At 60.0% G+C, this 1058-nt stretch carries 1 pseudogene; it reads right to left on the bottom strand.

The features are described from left to right. A pseudogene (locus tag NKH05_RS32965) lies at positions 1 to 929 on the bottom strand (IS110 family RNA-guided transposase); the annotation flags it as partial. Positions 930 to 1058: the final 129 nt, after the last annotated feature.

Below are 1058 nucleotides of genomic sequence, written 5' to 3' on the forward strand. Positions count from 1 at the left end.
AGCCAACCCTCTCCCGGAGCTTGAGGCCCCACGTGCGCAGGCTGCTGTCGATCGAGCTGCGTGTCAGGATGACCGCCGCAGCCTCATAGAGAAGTCCCCGCAAATGTCGATCGCCGCGTCGGGATACGGGATATATGGCCGTCATAATCGACTTCTCCCGATTGGTAGCGGCGAGTTGTCAGGCCGATCCAAGCGGCAACAGAGCGGGACTTCTTGAAGTTGCCCGGATCTTCAATGGCAGTGGCGAAAGAGGTTGCGGTAATGGCGCCGATGCCGGGGATCGACATGAGTATGCGGCATGCTTGGCTTTGACGTGCATCTGCGACAAGCTGGCGCCCAAGCTCGGCGGCACGGATGCGAATGCTGCGCCAGGCTTCCAACATCGGTAGGACGACAGGAGCAAGCTCGCTCTGATCGATAAGAAGGCTCCGGACATTCTTTTCGAATGTAGTTCCCTTACCGGCGGGAACGAGCAAGCCGAACGTTTTCATGATCCCTCGGATCTGGTTGGAAAGCTCGACGGTGATCCGGACCAGCCGAGTGCGTGCTGCCACGAGCGTGCGGGTCAACATACTGTCGAAGCCTTTCACGCGCACCTCGCGAAAGAATCCTGCTTCAGCAAGACGCGCCAAACCATCGGCGTCATTCGCATCCGTCTTGTTCGCCGCCATATCGAGAGCGGCTTTGGCATGGCGCGCATCGATGCAGATGGCTGGCAATCCCTCGGCGCGCAGCGCATGATAGAACCAAACTGACAGCGGGCCGGTTTCGAACACGACGCGCTTTGCGGCCGGCGCCCGCTTGCGGACAAGCTCGGCAATGATCCTGGGATCAGATGCGCACTTCCCGCGCCAGATCCGTTCGCCTTCACGGCGGATCGACACTGCCGTCTCTTTCATCGACACGTCGAGACCGATATGTTCTTCCATGGCTGTTCTCCGTTGATGCTGGGCCCGGCGTCCAGTCGTGAGCCCGTATTTCATCTTATCGGGGAACAGCCACCCTCCAAGGCTATGATCGGTTCCAGGGCGCGTCGCTCCCGCGATTACCCCATGTGG

The sequence above is a fragment of the Mesorhizobium sp. M1399 genome (assembly GCF_040317735.1).
GTDB lineage: Bacteria > Pseudomonadota > Alphaproteobacteria > Rhizobiales > Rhizobiaceae > Mesorhizobium.